Below are 16019 nucleotides of genomic sequence, written 5' to 3' on the forward strand. Positions count from 1 at the left end.
AAAGTATCGGAGCACATTGCTCCGATGGTTCTAGTGTTGGTTCAACATTATCCGAGACCTGTTTAATCTGAGTATCTGCCTTACTTGATGTTTTAATTAATTCATTCAAAAGTATCGGAGCACATTGCTCCGATGCTTCTAGTGTTAGTGTTGGGTCAACATTATCCGAGATCTGTTTAATCTGAATATCTGCCTTGCTTGATGTTTTAATTAATTCATCAAAAGTATCGGAGCACATTGCTCCGGTCGTCGGTGATAATATGGTTCAGCACTATCTGAGATCGGTTTAATCTGAATATCTGGCTAACTTTATGTTTCTATGTAGTTTAAAACTTTTACCAAAAAATATTTATGACTTCGCCTAAGAATTGACTGATTGCGCCTTATGTGGCACTGACGGTGTCTCAGATGGCACTGACCGTGCCACATAAGGCACTGACTTTTTTGTAAATTCCGTACATTTCTATAAAAAGTCAAAGAGCGTTTTGCTAAACATTATTTTTATTTATAACTTTATAATTATTTATAATTGTTATATATATTTATAACATAATATGAAACAGTATTATACTTGCTACCTATAAAGTACTGAGTAGTTAAAGTATGAGTTGATGAAGTTTTAGTAGTAATTGGTAAGAGTTAAAACTTTGCAAAAAATATAAAACTAATTGGATCGAAAAAGATTAATTGATGAAAAATCATTGGATTCTGAATTTAGTTGTAAGTAAGCGCTGTTTACTGTGAATATGAACAAATTATTCAATGTTCAGATCCAGAGTATGGATTGGAGAAATAGATATCCGTTTTCAGTTTCTCTGCAACCTGTTCGTGCTCACAGAATTCACACCCATTATCTGCCGTTATGGTATGAACGTGACGGCGATAACGCCACAACATGCTAACCATAGCTCGGCTCACATCAGCCGCACACTTTGCTGGTACTTTACGTATCAGATACAGCTTACTTTTGCGTTCAACCAAGCTGACTATCGCCCCTGTTCCTTGCTTACCTAGAACAGTATCGACTTCCCAATCCCCAAACCGTTTCTTTCTGTCGACAATGGCTGGGCGGTGTTCAATCCCTACACGGTTAGGGATGATAATGCGCTTTTCTCGGCTGCCTTTTCGGTAACGTCGGTGACCTTGTCGCAATTGCTTATACAACTTACCGCCACACAATTTATCACGTTGCACATAGCCATAAATCCACTCATGGCTCACTCGAAGACCGATAATATTTCCTACACCGGCGTTCTGCTCTGGACTCCATTTCTGTTCTAATCCGAATTCAGCAAAGGCAATTGTCAGCTCTGGTACAGAATACTTCGTTGCCTAACGCCGCCATTTATGAGTTTTAGCCTGAGCTACCTCGGGCAGATAATGATTCTGGCGAATTTGATTGCGTCTAACTTCTCGACTGATGGTGCTATGACTCACTTTTAATCTGCCGATAACTGAAACCCTCGCGTAAGTAGGCTTCGATTTGGTATCGTTATCCTTCGATCAACTGCTTGTAACTCATGGTAATACTCTAATTGTTTGGCGATGTTAGAATACCACCAACAGGCAGTTGATCGTCTGTCACCCATTAACCATGAGTGGTGCACTTATTATCTGAATTCGGGCGGTATTACTATTATCAATTTTCATTAAGCTTCCTTATTACCTAGGTTATATCGACTGTTTACGCTACCACAACAGAAATTTCGCTACCAGACCTTCCTGATTTAACATCAACTCTATGTCCCATCTGGCTTTTTAATTCAGTAACGTGAGAGATAATGCCAATCATGCGGCCAGTTGCTTGAAGATCAATTAAAGTACGAACAGCTAAGTCGAGTGATTCAGGATCTAAACTACCGAAACCTTCATCTATGAATAAAGTGTCTAGCTTTATCCCACCAGAATACGACTGAACGACATCAGACAAACCAAGAGCCAAAGACAATGCCGCCATGAATGATTCACCACCAGAAAGTGTTGCTACAGGCCTTGCTTTACCAGTGTATGCATCATCTACTTCTAATTCTAAACCTGATGCTTTATTGCCTTTTGCACGTTCCTCTTTTCTGATTAATTGATACCTGCCTTTACTCATAATTGAAAGTCGTTGAGAAGCTTGAATTAAAACATCATCTAATAAAACACTGAGTACAAAGCGTTGAAGGCTAACCTTATCTCCAGTTAATCCATTAGAAACCTCATATAATGTACCAACGGTTTTGTACTGCTTGTCTAGTTCTTCATTTTTCTTATGCGCTTCAATTAGTTTTTTCTTAACAGATATAAGCTGATTATTTCGTTCCTCTAATTGACGCCATCTTTCGTCTTTAACTTTGAAATCGGTTTTAGCTTGCAATAACGCATTTTCAATATTGTCTAGATTAGGTTTATTGGTATCTTTTAATTCTAGAGCAAGTAACGAATTAGCTCCCGTTAAGGTATCGAGTTTTGTTTTATACTGTTCAATATCATCACTTAGTTGAGCTTGATTTTCATCAGTAAGTAAAGAATTTTTAAAATGATTTAGGTCTTCAAAAACACTTTCGTTTAGAGCTTTTTGCCACGCTATTTGAGCCGCATTTTCCTGTTTTTCTGTATCAACTAATTGGCTAGCTATAGATTTATCGGTAGCTTCTGCTTTATCAAAAGCCGATTTTTGCTCTTCTTTATTTTTCCTTGCTGAGATAAGGCCGTCATTTAAAGCCGTTAGCTGTTGAGTTAATGATTTAATTTCAGACTGAAGCTTTTCAATATCTCGGAAATCTTCAGGTGTTTGAATCTCTAGCTGTGCAACATTAGAGTTTGCAATAATTAGAAGTTCAGCGTCTGAAGATGCTTTTGCTTCTAGCGCTTTAATCGTCTGTTCTATTTCCGATAATTTATCTCTATCTGAAGGGATGCTATCTCTGATCTCTTTTATATTATCTTTAATAGAAAGTAAGCTTTTAACCTTAGCTTCTTGAATTTCATGGGCTGACTTCACTTCTACTAGTGATTTATTCGCAGACTCACCGAGCTCAGCTTTTAACGTAGTAATTGATCCTTGTTTTACTTTTTCATTAGCAAGCGCTTCGTCATATGCTGATTTTGCTGCTTCTTTAGCTTTATTTGATTTAGTTACAAGTTCTCTAGCTTTATCGACATCCTCTTTTGTAACAATCGAGCTTGTATCATGTGTGCTCGCTAATTTAGGGTGCGCCTCACTGCCACATACAGGGCAAGGCTCTCCATCAGATAATTCGCTTGCCAAAATGGCCGCTTGGTTAGCGTGCCACGAAAACTCAGTTTTTTTAGCCGCTTTAATTTTAGCGTCTAAGTCTAATTCTGACTTATCTAAAGTTGTTTTTTTCCCTGAGGTTAATCGATTTAACTCGGATAACTCATCACTTAAGGTCTCTAAGTTATTTCTTTTGTTAAGCACTTGGCTCAATCTATCTAGTTGAATTTGTTCGTTAGCTAAAGGTTGAATTGCGACAGACAGCTTTTCCAGATTTTGCTCTTTGTCAGAGAGCTCGCTTTTTATTGCTTCTATATCTTTTTGTTTAGCTTCGAGTGCAGCCTTACTTTCAGTTGCAGTTACTTTAGCTGATGAAAGTACTGAAATAGCTCGCTGTAAATCACTTGCAAGTTTTAAAAATTGCCTTAAATCTGTTTGTTTTTTCTGTAAAGCATCAGCAGTTTTGTGCGCTTCTTCTGCTTTATCAAAAGAATGTATGGCGGCTTTGAGCTTTTCGCCGAACTCCAATAGGTCTTTATTGCTCTGTTCAGACTTACCCTTGATTTCAGTTAATGCTTTACTTGAGTTGATAACAGAATCAAATATTGGCTTTATTTTTTGAGCTGTAGAGGCAAGTTGTAATTTCAATTTTTTACTTTCAATTTGCTCACTGGATAGCTTGTGTTGCTCTAACTCTTTGCTTTTTGCATCAAAATCTTCAAATTTTTTCAGCAGCTTTTTAGCTTCTTCAACAGCTTTTTCGAAATCTGAAACGGCTTTGTTGCTAGCTGTTTTTTCTTTAAGTGCTTGTACCAAATCGGGCTTGATTAATTCGATAGTGGAATCTATTTCATCTTCAGTGTTTACTTCTGCACCTTCGAGAATACCTTTGATTTTGTTTCTGTGCTCTTCAACAGCTTTTCTTATTTCTGCCGCCTGAAGCTTTAAAGCGTCTTCAATCTTTTTGTAAATAGAAGTTTGAAATAGCTGACTGAATATTTTTTCTCTGTCTTTTGAGTCAGCCAATAATAGCTCTCTAAACTTGCCTTGAGGTAAAACCATTACTTGACGGAATTGCTCTACATCTAACCCTATAAGGTTTTTAATTTCAGTATCAGCATCTTTAACACTTGATGAAACAATCAGTCGGTTGGTATCGGTTCCATCAAGCTCCCATAATGTTGCTTTTGAATTTTGAGATGTTGTTCCTTCTCCAACACTCTTTGCTCGTTCTTGCATTGGTACACGGGTTATACGGTAACTTTTCTCGGCCAAACTAAAATCTAACGTAACCTCTGTTAGCAGTTTAATATCTGCAAAGTCACAGCGCATTTGTGAGCCTGACCGTTCTGATCCAGTTGTTTGGCCGTATAGTGCAAAACAGATAGCATCTAATATTGAGCTTTTTCCGGCACCTGTGGGTCCGTTTATCAAAAATAAAGGATTAATGCCTAATTCATCAAATTGAACATGTTCAGTTCCAGCGAAAGGGCCAAAAGCTTGTACACTTAGCTTAAGTGGTTTCATATTTATTCCTTTATTTTGTTAATCCATTAATAAGTTCAGAAACTAGCTTGTTTTGTTCCTCTGACATTTCTTGACCAGCAATTTGAGAATAGAAATCTTTAAACATGTCTAATTCACTCTGTTTTAATGATTTCTGTTTCAATTCGGTAGAACTCACTTCAAACATGCCCGGCTTTTCTAAATGCAATACATTGGGGTAAACAGCTCGTAGTTTTCCCATAGGATCTAAAATAGCGTGTTTATCTGTCAATCTAACTAAAAGATAATCATCGGCGTTAGGATCAACTTTCCCTTGTTCAATAATGGTCTCTAATTCGTCTTCAACTACTCTCATATCCCTTAAGGGTTTCAGAGGTAAATGTGTCTGTGAAACAAGACCATTGCTATTAACTTCTACAAGCGTTACGCCTTTTTTCTGATTTTGTTCAGAAAAGCTATATTTCATTATTGAACCTGAGTATCTAATATGCTCAGCGCCTTTATATTGGGGACTATGAAGGTGCCCCAAGGCAACATAATCAAAATCAAGGCATGGCTCAAAACTGACTCTATCTGCACCACCTATCTGAAGAGGGCGCTCAGAATCTGACTCTGAGGCACCATCGATAAAACAATGGCTAATCAACACGTTGACTTGTTCGTCAGACATCACACTTTTTATTTCATCAACTAAGAAGGTATGTGCATCATCAAAACTTTTTACTTCTCCATCGAAAGTGTCTCTAACAGTTAACGGCTCGCAATAGGGGATACCATAAAATGCTACTTCAAGGTCCTTAATCTTAATCACCACAGGATCAGAAATATCATTTAAACTACCAATGATATGTAAACCTGACTCTTTCATTTGCTTAGCACCAAACCGAACTCTTTCAGCACTATCGTGATTTCCAGGAATCAAAATAATGGGTATATTCAGGTCCATACAAATCGACTTTAAAACATCATCTAGCAGCTCGACTGCATTTGCTGGAGGTAATGAACGATCATAGATATCACCGGCAATCACTAGCGCATCAACATCTTCCGATTTAATGTATTCAATTAACTGGTTAAGTACATGCTTTTGATCTTCAAGTAACGAAACATTGTGGAATTGGCGGCCAATATGCCAGTCAGAGGTGTGTATAAATTTCATAATATCCCTATCTCAACTCAATTTTCTTTGTTTTTGAGTTATATCTATAATTAACAATCTGCCCATTTACTATTAACTCAATAGCCGTATTTACCTGCTTAATAGGTACACTAAACCATTCTCTCGGTTTACACATATTCCCACTAAGATCTGCTACTTCGATATCTAAGCAAACGTCTTTAAATACAGTATGAATAAGGTTTTCGAACTTCTGAGTATTCATGTTGTAACACTCATATTCAGCAACAACATTTACTGGGGCCATTAAGTAAGTTGGCTCTTTAGAAGCATTTGCAATGCGCTTAGCGACAGGTGTTGTGGCATAACCAATTTTGAACAAATTAGGAATAGATTTAATACGAGGATCTTCACTTTCACTTGATAAAACGTAAATGAAACCAGCAGACTGATCATCATCGTTTATTGTCTTAACTTCAGCAAAGTGATTACCAACAGGTGTTACAATTTTACCGTCTGCATATAAAGACTTAGCCAAAGAACGGTATAACATGTTTGACTCAGTACCGTTTTCAAAGATACATCGAGTTCGCCCATCTTTTCGAAACCGTTTGCCATCTACAGTTTTTTCTTCGCTACTGAAACTAATGCTTTCTAAGTACATCAGTACTCCGCTAAGCACATAGAATTGACCTTCGAGAAGCTTTTCTCCTTTGTCATCAAATTCAACAATTTTGCGTTTGCCAGAATTTAGCTCTTGCTGAACAACAGGGAACAAATCTTTATACTTATCAAAGTCCTTACAGCTCTTCCTGCGAGCAACAAAGTCACTCTCAGCACGAGGGCCTGACTTAACATGCTTCATATTAAAAATGCTGTCTTCGGCTTCACCAAGCAAGCCAAAGTCATCATCATCGAAGATATCATCTATCGAATTTATAACTTTGGGTTCAGGCTTATACTGAGCTTTTGGTTCAGCAACCTCTGCTACTTCATGCGTCAGCGGTAACAAATTGAATTCATCAAAATCAACCAAAGCATGGCACTGCTTATCATTGCCGCGAATAGACTCAAGCCTTTTGAATAGCATCAGCTCACTGATATTCGTCATGTTATTCTCTGGCAACCGCTGATTAGTCCTGAAGAAATCGTTGATTTCTTGGAATTTAGCTACCAAATGTTCATCTGCTGTAGGCGCTTTCGCTTTGGCTTTTACCTTAGTGATCCCTAAATCGTCGTCTTCAGACACTAAGCTCAGCCAATCATCCAACTCCATTGATTTTAATTTTTGCCAATCTTCGTTCTTCATTACGCTTGCATCCTTTTGCGCTTTTCTTGCTTGATGTAAATTAGGCATTCAGCCAAACGTTTTTCAGTAAAGTCAGACGCATTTAAGTCAGGTTCTCGACCTTGCTCATGAACAAATTGCTTAACTTTAGGCCATAGTAATTTCGCTTCTTCAAAGTTCATTTGAATACGGGTCGTTTCAATCGACTCTTGAATAAGCTTAAGCACATCAGTTGTTACTGATTTCGACAGTATCTCAAACGCTTTTTGGAATGGATTAATTTCATCAATTAAATCAATACTCAGTTCATCAATGTTAATAAATTTATCAGCTAAGCGAACAAACTTCTTACCGCCTTGCTCACTTACTTCCGCAGTACTAACCGCTGAATCTACAACAACATATTGACGAACCTCTTCAACTTCTTTTTCAGTTAAATCAGGATATTTACGCTGAATTATCTTAGGGATAAGTATTTTATTAACGACTTCTGGATCAACTTTACCTGCTGAGGCGGCAATCACTTTGTCATCTTGCAAAATAGCTGCTTTTAAATCAGCTAAGTCTGATTCAACAATATCTTTAGTGCGTTTAGTACTTGGCTCTTTAAAACTACCGTCAATTTTCATTGTGCCCGGTGGCGTTGGCTCAAAGTCATCATCTTTTTTAGCTTTAAACTTAAAGTTGGGTGCCAGTACTTGCTCCATAAGCAGTGAACAAGTGATCGCTTTAAGCATGTTATTCACGGCAATCGTTACTTGGTCATTTTCTGCATCTGGCTGAGCAATTAAATTCGTAAATTGCGCATGATTTTTGTTTGAGCTATCACGAGTGCAACGCCCTATAATCTGAATTATTTCAGTTAATGAACTTCTGTAACCAACAGTTAAGGCATGTTCACAATATTCCCAGTCAAACCCTTCCTTTGCCATCCCTAACGCAATGATCACATCCATATCATCTACGCTTTTGATGTTGCGTAGGTAGTTTTGAATTACATCACGATTATTTTCTTCAACAAGGTCTGCAACCTTTATTAAAGTGCCGTCTGGTCTTTCTACCGTAATAACTCCCGTTTCAGGGTCGCGTGGTCTTGCATCACCTAACACTTCAAGTATTGCATCAACCTCATCGTACTTTTCTTTGGTTGACTCACCTGAGTTCACATTTGGAATATGAATGATGGTTTTCTTGCCGTAGTTTTCTTCTGAGTTTAAGACTTCATGAATAACATCGGTATAACGGCCCTGATAGAAGTGATAGCCGATACCTAGCGACTTGAGATAATTATAACCATTGAGTTGCTCGTAATAGTTGAACGATACTTTATCAAATTGTGCTTCATCTTCTGGTGTTAATACTGGAATGCTATCACCACGAAAGTAAGAGCCTGTCATAGCAACAATATGAGCATTGGTATTCGCCATTATGCTGCGAAGCACATCACCTAACACGTTATCACCGTCAGCAGAAACGTGGTGGAACTCATCTATCGCAATCAAACAATCATTAAATGCGCTATCTTCTATTTCTTGAAAAGCAAAGCGTAAAGTAGCATGAGTACAGATAAGGATTTGGTCATCATTAGCGATAAACCGTTTAAACGCTTTAGTTTTGCTAGCTTCACCACCGGGAGTACAAAGATTATTGTCGTTATCGACTTCCCAATCGCAGAAAAAGCCGTACTTACTTAATTCAGTTGAGTCAAATGAACCGCCAATAGAACGTTCTGGCACAGCCACTATAGCCTTTTTTATGCCTTGGTTGCGCAACTTGTCTAATGCTAAAAACATTAGCGCCCTTGACTTACCAGAAGCTGGAGGTGCTTTTAATAATAAGTATTGGCTATTGCGTGCTTCAAAAGCACGGGCCTGCATAGCACGCATTCCCATATTATTTGTGTTGGAACTAGCACCGCTTTGTGCATATTCAAAGTGCATTAAATTAGGCATTTTGACCTCCTGTCAATTTTGAGTATATTTCAAGTAGTAAGCTTAAATGATCTGTCGATTTTGATTTACACTCTTGACGGTATATCGCTTCGATATAAGAATCTAATTCTTTGTGAGAATGTCTCAAATCATCAGGCATGAGTTCTGGATCATAAAGTTTCGCAAGCGTTCTATCTGAATAACTTTCTCTGCTTGAGAGAATGTTGATAGCATATTCTGACAATTTTTCTTTATGGCTCTCGTTTAGTTTAGGGACTGGAAATGTGTTGTAACATAGAGAAGATGAATATCTATAATCAGATTTAAGCCTCCCACCTATATTTTTTATCCAACTCATGTGCATAGAAGAAGACAGAATAGCAAACAGCCATAAAGGAGCATTTGGAACTACGTATATTTGGTTAGATGCTATAACTTTTGAGTCAAAATACTTAGATGGAATATACTCCCTTCTTTCTGATGAGATAGTTGGAAACGCTAAATACTCAACATCAGGCTGTCTAATCTCTGCAAACAATTCGGCCGTTTCCGCCAATTTTTGAGTTGCCTTTCTTGAGCTTTCAAAACGCCACTTCCGAACTTTATCTATTCTATTATTAATGCTTGGTGATAAAGAGTAGTCAGTTTCTGGGCTTAACCATAAGCAATATCGCTTATGGCCTTGAAGTAACTCTCTAGCTCCTATGAATTCTCGTATTGATTCTTTAGTAAGATCATTCTCTGAAATTAGGCTTAAATATTCGTCTTTATCTAACGTATAATTACCATCATCCAATGCAAAACTACCATAGTTAATTTCTGGAAGTTGCAACGATATGGGCCTTTTTCTTTGCTGTACAAAGACATTTTCACCTTCTCTGAGGTATGGGTTTATATTTGAAACTTTATAACGGAAGTCATTATTGAATAAATACTTAGGAAAATTCCCTTTTCCCTTTATTCCAATAATGACACATATTACTCCAGCTTGTTTCTTTGCATTATTTGTCCATTTAAATGATTCATAGGCAAAGGAAATATCCGCTCCATTTTTAAAAACATGAGGCCAAAGCGTTGCAACTTGAACACCTTGGCTTATAGAATTTGTCGATACAAACGCAGCATGTAACTTGCTAAACTTACCCAGTAAACGAGAAGCTTTTACAAACCAGATGGAAATATAATCTAAATCATTTAAACCTTTTACGTTCCCAAAAACATGTTTCATATCAGATTTTTGAGCCTGTGATTGCTGACGTGCACCAAGGTAAGGTGGGTTACCAAGCACAAAAACTTCTGATTCAGTAGGTCCAATAAAAGTAGCCCAGTCAAATGTAGCTGCGTTATTGTTGACTATATTACCGCCTTGCTTAAGAGGTAATGAAGGTTCACACTCACCAAACTCGGCTTTAAACTCAACGTTCATTTGATGTTCGGCTAACCAAAGAGAGAGTATTGCGACTTCATGTGCGAAGTCATCCAGTTCAATTCCATAAAATTGACTAAGCTTAATCCTTGAGAAAGACGAATCTAAACCAACAGCACCAAACAAGTCGTCTTGATTATCATTTTTACCTAACTCTTGAAGCCGTTTTATGATTTCCATTTCAAGTTTACGAAGTTCTTTAAACGCAATGATTAAGAAGTTTCCTGAGCCACAAGCAGGGTCAAAAACCTTAATTTCGGCAATACGGTCATGAAGCTTTCGTAAGCGGCTAGGCTTTAACTTCGGATCAATATTGTCTTCAATATTTTCAAGCTCTGCGTATAACTCATCCAAGAAAAGCGGTTCAATCACCTTCATAATGTTGGTAACTGAGGTGTAGTGCATTCCCATACCGCCACGCTGGTCAGGGTGGACTACTGCTTGGATCATTGAGCCAAAAATATCTGGATTAATATCAGACCAATCTAACTCGCTGCCCGATTCAATCAGCATTTTACGAGACTTAGTTGAAAACCTTGGTGATTGGATATTGTCGGCAAACAAGCCACCGTTGACGAACTCAAAGTTCGCTAAATAATCAGGTAAGTCCGCTCGTTTGTCTTTGGGCGTATTTAATACTTCAAACAAACGATTTAAATACTCTGCAACATCAGAACCATCAACTTTGGTATGAGACTCTAATTCACCACTAAACTGATTTTGTTTGAAAATTCCCGTGTCTTCAGCAAAGAAGCAAAACAACAAACGAGTTAAGAATACATTTAAATTGTGGAGTGCTTGTTTGTCGTGCTTATTATCATCATTGAAGTTATCAGCCTTAATAAGATCAAACAGCCTCGCCATTTTCTCAGCAGCTTTAACGTCAGCAGGGTTTTCACCTTGATAAACAGCCTTTTCCATTCCGGCCCAAGGTAAGAAGAAATCAAAATGCTTACCTAAATCGTTAAATTCAATATCAAGTGTGTCGTTGGTACGAGTATCTAGAGCAACAAACTGATTGAAATCGGTAGCAATAACGAATCGAATTTTCTCACGGGTAACAGAAGGCTGTTTCTTCATGCTATCGATATCTGATAACACATTATTCCCTTGGCAATGTTTGAAATAAACATGGCGCTTCGCCCTAACTTCCCCAGTAACATCAGCCAAGTTACGTTCACCTGATTTGATGCGCCCGATTGTTGTTTTACGATGACCATATGCTGCCATCAACTGATAAACAAACTCGTCCTTGTTAACGCTACCAGCGTTAACATCAACAACTAACTTCTTAACAACTTCTTCTATTTGGGAAATGTTCATTTAATAATCCATCAATATTTTTACCGGTGAAAACGAGGGTTAATTGCTATTCACCTTGCATAGTTTTTTTAAACCAACTAAGCCCAGTTTTCTTGGAAAGATGGGCGTAAGTTACTTATTAATGTAGGGGCTGATTTATGGCATGTAACACCAAAGAAAGTTGCCGCTCTTGTTGCACCTACATAAAGGTACTTATCAAATAGCTCAGGGATATTTTCTGCTAAAATATCGGCGCCAACAAAGAAAACGGCTTCAAATTCGAGACCTTTAATGTGTTGTACATCAAACACTCGAACATCGTTACCTTCACCTAACGACTGGCCATCACTACAAGCTACAGCTCGAATGTTTAAGTCTTCTAACTCTTCTGATAAAGCATCAGCCAATGGCTTAACTTCATTCTCATGATTAACCAGAATCGCGATACTAGGGAGTACATCTACTTCTTGCTCGACTTCAGAAATTCTGTCCTTTAACCAAGTAACTATTTGCGCGTTATCACCAGTATTTTCTAATAACACTGGCATTACGCCTTTATGGTTTGAGTTTTTAGGAAGCTCTCCACCGTACTCAATGTCGCCTTCCATTTTTGTTAGTAGTTCTTTGGCAAAGTTATTAAGCAACTCACTTTGACGATAAACGATATTTATTGACTCAGTTCTTAGTTTTGAAGATATCCAACTAAGTTGCTCTGCGCTTTTAGTACCTTCTGTTGTAATCCTTTGATTGAAGTCACCACAAGCAAAAAAAGAACCGATAGAAGGAGTAGTCAAAGCTTCCATACTTGCCAACTGAATAGGTGAGAAGTCTGTTGCCTCATCTACTAGTATTTGATTTTTAAATGTTTCATTGATTAAATTAAGTTGGTTATAACCACCTTGATCTAATTTTTGTAGAATGAACCTTTCTTTAAGGAGCTCTCTTGCCATTTTTAAATTTGCTAAAATGAGAAGATCCAATTCTGACTGTTCAATATGACTAGGCTTGGCTGGTGAACTCTCAAACCATTTTTTAAATTGCTCTTCAGATTTACGAAATGCACGATAACTCTTAGCTATGTTTTTTACATATTTAACTTCTGGATTTTTAAATTTTCTTAGTTCACGCATTTGAATGGCTAGGCTACCTAAACCTTTCAGCTTTTCAATTTCGGGTAGTCTTTCATCTAGCCATTTTATAATTGCTGTTGATAAACTGTTTTTTGGTAGGCTACGTTTCAAGTATTTAGCACGACCAAGTGCATTTATTGCCTTTTTATATTCACTAAATGCTTGTTGCTGCGGGGTAACAATTTGATCTTCATCTTCGTCATCATCGTCTTCTTCATCATCAATGACTTCCGTTAACTTACTTTTTTTCCATTCATTTATAACTTTAATTAATTCAGCAATAAAACTTTTATTACTGTTAACTTGGTAAGCTAAAGCGCCTCTTAATTGTTTTTCTGAATCCGTTTTTATTTCTTTGATTAGGTTTTGTATTTTATCTTGGTATTGCTCAAGGCTTCGGTAAAAACTTATTAAATCATTTTGCTGTAGGCTTTGCTTCAATGAAGTTAGTGCTTGACTAATCTCTTTTAACAAAGGACCGTCAAGTATAGTTAACTGGTCAATACTTGCTTTAAGCTCATTGACCATTGATAATTTATGAAACTCAATAAATGAATCATAAACGGCTGGTAAGTTTGAGCTTGCATATGAATTTAAGTGGCGTGACGATTTTTTAATAAAGCCACTGCGACTACTTGATTGTAATATTGGTAAAACATTCCTACCCAAATAACCACTGTAGTTTTCCCATGTTTTAATTTGCTCAGAAGATGCAGGGACTTGTTCTTTAGCAAAAGCTTCTTTTAAATAGTGCTTTAACAAATCTGTAGGGGTAAACATTAGCCAATTGGTTTTATGACCTGACTCACCACTATGAGAGTTTTTAATTTTTTGCTGTTCTGTTGGTTCTAGATATTCAATATTTAGCTTTTGCCCAAGGCGTTTAATTAACGTTGTAGTTTTACCTGTTCCGGGAGGCCCTAAAATAATTAATTGACTATCAAGTGGCAAACGAAATATTTCAGATTGAAACTTATCGAGAATAGGTTGATCTCTTAGACTCATTGCCGATCTAACTTGATGCTTAACTCCCGTTTCAAAATCACTTGGAGTTTTACCACTGAGGATCTCATCCAAGAAAGACTCATCTGAAAGGTCTACTTCTTCTTGTTGAAATAGCTTTCTTAAAGATGGATCGATAGTGATAGTTTCTTCATCTTCAGGCGTATAAACCGAAAATGATGAATCCCAGCCATGTTCGCCTTTTCTGGGCTTTAAAGTTAGTGTTTCTAGAACTTCAAGTACTCGTGATTGTCCACCAATATTGGCTGTATACTCATCACCTACTTGTAAAGACGCTAAGTGACCTAAAGGAGAGTCATAACTAGCTAGACTAGCATCACCTTCAAGAGGGATTGAGCTTTTACGGGCAATATATAGGGTTTTGGTCTGCTCACCATCATCAAAAGTAACCCGTGCAATTGCAGGTTCGTCTTGAAGGCTTATATAGCCTTGCTGTATCGATTGAGCTATCTCACTCATATTATCAACAGCATGCGTATCATTAAAAGAGTTGATGCTTGCAAGTTGACCATGACCATTCATCTTATTAGATAGCTCTGCTAGTTTTTTTTTGGCTGTTTGAGCAACCTTTTCTAGTACATTAACCGCTTCTGAAGCAATAATTTTGATTTTTTCAGGCGTTTCCATTTAGTCTTTATCCTTTTGATATCCCGGCGCAAGTGCGAGATTTTCTGCACCGTATAATGTTTTATTGTTTTGTAAGTAGAGTTGGTACTCTGAGCCAGAAAGTGTTGCTTTTTCAGAACAGTCTACATTCCAACGTCTTAATAAATATCCTGCCATTGCCGCACGCACGTTAACTTCTAACATATCTTTTTTCATGCCAAAATCGAGCTTGATTGCGGTTGGATGCTTAACGTTATTTGGATGCGGAACAATTTGTAATTGCACTACTCGCATCCACTGATGATCTTCTGACTGACCTTCTTCAGGGGATGGTGTTTGTGGCAAAATTGTTATTTGAGTAATTCGCGTTAAAACAAAGTCTCTGAATGATTTTGATTTGCGATCATACGCTCTTAAATGCCAACGTAAGCCATTATCTACAATTGAATGAGGCACTAATTCTCTTGCACCTGAACCACTGCTTAAAGACGTGTATATAAGACTAATCGACTTATTGTTGATAATTGCTTGGGATAGCTTAGCTATAACATCAATATCTGGTACGTTTAACTGGCTTGGTGATTCAATAGGGAATAAAGTATCACCAATCGAATCAAAACCATCACTAATATTATTAGCTAATTTAATCAGAGTACGTCGTGCATCATGTTTAAATAAGGGTTTAAACTTTGTTGTGATAAGGTATTTTCTTTCTACGTTGTCATACGCCATATTCTCAGGCGCACTTTCTTTGTAGAATTTTAGATCTCTGGTTGCAGCAGCAAGGCCTAACTCGAAATGACTCACTATCTCACTGCGAGTAACCATTCCAGTAAAGTAGAGCTTAAAATCGATATAAGCTAGGCGTTGCTTCTGTGCAAAACTAAATTCATCCATGCAAGATAAGTTATACTATTTGATTAATATATTATCAGTGTGTATCTTTTTGATTCATACTTCAAGTGATTTAGATCAATACCTTCTAATTTTAATCCTAAGTAGTATTGTTCTACAGTTGGTCTAGGGAACGTCCTAGCTGGCACAGACAGTGCCTTATTTGGCACAGGCAGTGCCTTATTTGGCACATGTAGTGCCTTATTTGGCACATGTAGTGCCTTATTTGGCACATGTAGTGCCTTATTTGGCACACGCAGTGCCTGTGTTGGCACTACAAACCTTAAAGATTCTTATGATTTTTAAACGAAAAGAAAAGTAATATAGAGTTACATTATTTTTATTTATAATTTTATAATTATTTATAACTGTTATAGTAGTTTATAACATATATATCATCCTGATTCTTGGTAAAATAATTGAATTAATTCACTATTTTAATATATATCTGGCGTTGTTTCCTAAAAGTTTGAACTATCTTGCCAGCCTGTGATCAGATCATCTATATCCTACTAGCCCGTGCAACAACAATGAGCAAAATCACAAACTGGTCTCACTATAATCAAGCCCTCGTTA

Annotated in this window: 8 protein-coding genes and 1 pseudogene; all 9 read right to left on the bottom strand. The window is 37.3% G+C overall.

Translation table 11 applies throughout. The annotated features are described in order from the left end of the window. On the bottom strand, window positions 1-238 hold a 238-nt coding region (locus L1266_RS20555), incomplete at its 3' end, for a hypothetical protein (RefSeq protein WP_235378254.1). 527 nt (window positions 239-765) lie between these two features. Then, window positions 766-1483, bottom strand: a pseudogene (locus L1266_RS20560) (IS30 family transposase); the annotation flags it as partial. Window positions 1484-1684: 201 nt separating this feature from the next. After that, on the bottom strand, window positions 1685-4747 hold the full coding sequence (locus L1266_RS20565; protein WP_235378255.1) for an AAA family ATPase: 3063 nt from the start codon (window positions 4745-4747) through the stop codon (window positions 1685-1687). A gap of 10 nt (window positions 4748-4757) precedes the next feature. After that, on the bottom strand, window positions 4758-5885 hold the full coding sequence (locus L1266_RS20570) for an exonuclease SbcCD subunit D (RefSeq protein WP_235378256.1): 1128 nt from the start codon (window positions 5883-5885) through the stop codon (window positions 4758-4760). 7 nt (window positions 5886-5892) lie between these two features. Continuing rightward, complete coding sequence (locus tag L1266_RS20575) at window positions 5893-7152, bottom strand: GIY-YIG nuclease family protein (RefSeq protein ID WP_235378257.1); 1260 nt, start codon at window positions 7150-7152, stop codon at window positions 5893-5895. Beyond that, on the bottom strand, window positions 7152-9083 hold the full coding sequence (locus L1266_RS20580; RefSeq protein WP_235378258.1) for a DEAD/DEAH box helicase: 1932 nt from the start codon (window positions 9081-9083) through the stop codon (window positions 7152-7154). Before L1266_RS20580 ends, L1266_RS20575 begins: the two co-directional genes overlap by 1 nt. Continuing rightward, window positions 9076-11811, bottom strand: a complete 2736-nt coding sequence (locus L1266_RS20585) for a DNA methyltransferase (protein WP_235378259.1) — start codon at window positions 11809-11811, stop codon at window positions 9076-9078. Before L1266_RS20585 ends, L1266_RS20580 begins: the two co-directional genes overlap by 8 nt. A 77-nt stretch (window positions 11812-11888) precedes the next feature. Next, the gene (locus L1266_RS20590; protein ID WP_235378260.1) at window positions 11889-14570 is read right to left on the bottom strand and encodes an ATP-binding domain-containing protein; all 2682 of its coding nucleotides are present in this window, start codon (window positions 14568-14570) and stop codon (window positions 11889-11891) included. After that, entirely contained in the window at window positions 14571-15446 is an 876-nt protein-coding gene (locus L1266_RS20595; protein ID WP_235378261.1) for a helix-turn-helix transcriptional regulator, read from the bottom strand. It lies immediately after the preceding gene. Window positions 15447-16019 lie beyond the last annotated feature (573 nt).

The sequence above is a fragment of the Pseudoalteromonas sp. Cn5-37 genome (genome assembly GCF_021532495.1).
Classification (GTDB): Bacteria; Pseudomonadota; Gammaproteobacteria; order Enterobacterales; family Alteromonadaceae; genus Pseudoalteromonas; species Pseudoalteromonas simplex.